General features: G+C 66.1%; 2 protein-coding genes. One reads left to right on the forward strand and one right to left on the reverse strand.

The window, feature by feature from the left end:
• Positions 1–92: 92 nt before the first annotated feature.
• Positions 93–503 carry a hypothetical protein gene (locus ACZ6TV_RS55125; protein ID WP_465309758.1) on the reverse strand — a complete coding sequence of 137 codons (411 nt, stop codon included), beginning with the start codon at positions 501–503 and terminating at the stop codon, positions 93–95.
• Between the two features lie 899 nt (positions 504–1,402).
• Between ACZ6TV_RS55125 and ACZ6TV_RS55130 the strand changes: the two genes are divergently transcribed.
• The gene (locus tag ACZ6TV_RS55130; protein ID WP_465309760.1) at positions 1,403–2,278 is read left to right on the forward strand and encodes an SMI1/KNR4 family protein; all 876 of its coding nucleotides are present in this window, start codon (positions 1,403–1,405) and stop codon (positions 2,276–2,278) included.
• Positions 2,279–2,552: the final 274 nt, after the last annotated feature.

Consider the following 2,552-nt stretch of genomic DNA (forward strand, 5'->3'; position numbering starts at 1 on the left):
ACGAACCGAACGCCGAGCCGACATCCACCAAGCACTCATCAGCCTGGCCTGCTCAGTCATCTGCCTCCGCCAGCTCACTCTGAACTGACCTCTTAGTAGAAGTCGCCACGCTCCTTGGCGAAGGCCACGTGAGCGGGCATCGGGTACTTCACCTGGGTGCGGCAGACGCACTCACCGGGCTGATAGAGTCCGGCATCTCGGCTGGCAGAGCCCGACGCGCACTGCCTGAAGCTTGATCCGGACTCGCCCGCCGACGCGTACGCGCGGGCGACAGCGTCCCAGGCGGTGTTCTGGTAGCTGCCTTTTTCCAGCCAGACGCTGGTGCTGCGGGTGATCACACTCCGGGGCACGTTGTGCTGTTCAGCCCAGTAGTACAGACGCTCGAGGTTGACGCGTTCCTCATCCGGAGTCCGTCTCGGCTGATGACCCCCGGAATGGCCACCCGCGAGATGCTCCGCGGCGGCTTTCAACCCATGCGCGATCAGATGCGCTAGAAAACTCACCGTGACCTCCGACCCGCCCGACAGCCGACGACGCTGCCAGCCTATGCATGCCTTACTCGAGCGGATATCGACGGAACGGTTCGGCGTCCTCCATGCGTCCCGACGATTGACAGCGCACGCCAGTGACAATCGCGCACCTGTGGCACAACGGCGAGCACCGAAGCGGAAGCGCGACCTGGATCTCAAGTCACATTCTGGTCGGCGGTGCCGATCAGGTTGGTTTGCCGGACAGCATTCTTGACCGGTGGTGGGCGGCACCTGGCCGGCCACCGGCGCAATGGTTTGCGTGCTGTATGTCATGCTGCCGCTGGGCCTGGGTCAGGCGGTGCTGTCCGTAGATGTCGGGGAGATGTCGGGTCATTCGCGGTGCTGCTCGCTCCACAGGGATCCGCCGGTACCGGTCGCCCCGACCCCTTAGCCCCCGGTATCGGAGTACCTGCGATCGGATCGGCACACCGGAATGTCCTTATGGTGCGCGGCGCAGGATCGCGAAGCCGGCGCCAACACACCCATCGTGAAATCCAGCGCTCATCGTTACCCTGCCGACAGTGCCCGCCTTCAGCACCTCCCATCAAACCCTGCTGCTGTCTGCACCAATCCCCCGGACGGCGCCGACGGGGCGGGCCGGTGCACGCTTCTGCCGATGAGCGCGCACTCGGATCATGCTGCGCGACGCTGGCCAGGCCGTCGGGTTCGATCGTAAAGTCCACAGCGATGGCCACATCCTCATCGCCGGCGGCAAGACCGAGGCCAGGGGGACACGGACACCGGTTCTGCACAACTGGCGTCGCACCAGCTTCGTTCGTCTGAGGAACCGCCGGAACGGGTTCGTGAGGGCATCCCATCGGGCGGTAGGGCGGTACGGCCCGGGGTTCCGAAGGTCATGCACGATACGAACTGTGCGTATTGAGCGTTTCGAGTTCTCCGTTGATGCCGTCGAGGCCGTCCCGGACGGGTGGCGGCTGGAGGGCGAGCCGGGCTATCACCCGCGGCACTGGGCACGGCCGGGTGAACGCTTCCGCCTGGCCTGCGAGGAGCACGGCCGACGGCAACGCGACGTAGACCTGGTCGTCGTCGAGCTCACCGAGTCGTACACCATCGTGAGCGGCACCGGCGGTGACCTACTCCGGCCAGACGACATCGTGTCCGGTGAGCGCTCCGTCGCAGACCTCGCCGAAACGCGGCGGACGCCGGCCGAGGCTGCCGCGCATCTGGCTGAAATCCTGGATCTGCCGCCCCTGACCGATTCCGCCGGGAACGGCAAGGACTGGTCGGCGGTGGAGACCAAACTCGGCGTCACACTGCCCGGCGACTACAAGACCTTCATCGACGCCTACGGCCCAGGCTCGGTCGATGACCATGTCCACGTGTGCGCCCCCGACGCAGCCGAGGAATGGGCGGACCTGGTCGGGCAGAACTCCTACGCGCACGAGTGCGTCGGCGCGGAGTTCTTCGGGCCGGGCAACTGGCGGCGGGACTGGCATCTGGGTGACGCGTCGCATTGGAACCCGGACCGGGAAGACATTCCCTCATGGTTCGAGCCCGGCGACGACCTGATCTCCTGGGGACACACCGGGAACGGCGACTTCCTCTTCTGGCACGTCAAACCTGGCACGGCCCCCGACAACTGGCCCGTCATGCTCAAAGAGGAAGGACCGCTCTGGGAGCAGTACGGAGCCGGATTCGCCACCGCACTGGCCGATCTGCTGACTGGCGAAATCCAGTCGGAGTATCTGAGCCGCTGGCTGGGCGGTCCGCACTCCTACGGCCGCTGATCAGCCGCGGCTATGACCTTCAGAGCGGAAGCGGTGATGCGGCGGCCGCGGTAATGGGAGGTACGGTGCGACGCGCACATCTGCCGCTGTCAATGCACCGTTGGTTATCGAGGGCTGGTCACATTGCGCCGATGGGGCAGGGGCACGTCTCGTCCTGGTGCTTGGATGACCGCAGTAGCAGACGCTGAGCAGCGTGTGCTGGGGGTCGGTGGACTGGTCCGGGTCGGCGCCGCATGCCGGGCACGGTGTCGGCGCGTCTGGACCGGTCACCGTC

This window comes from Dactylosporangium sp. NPDC051087, assembly GCF_055586325.1.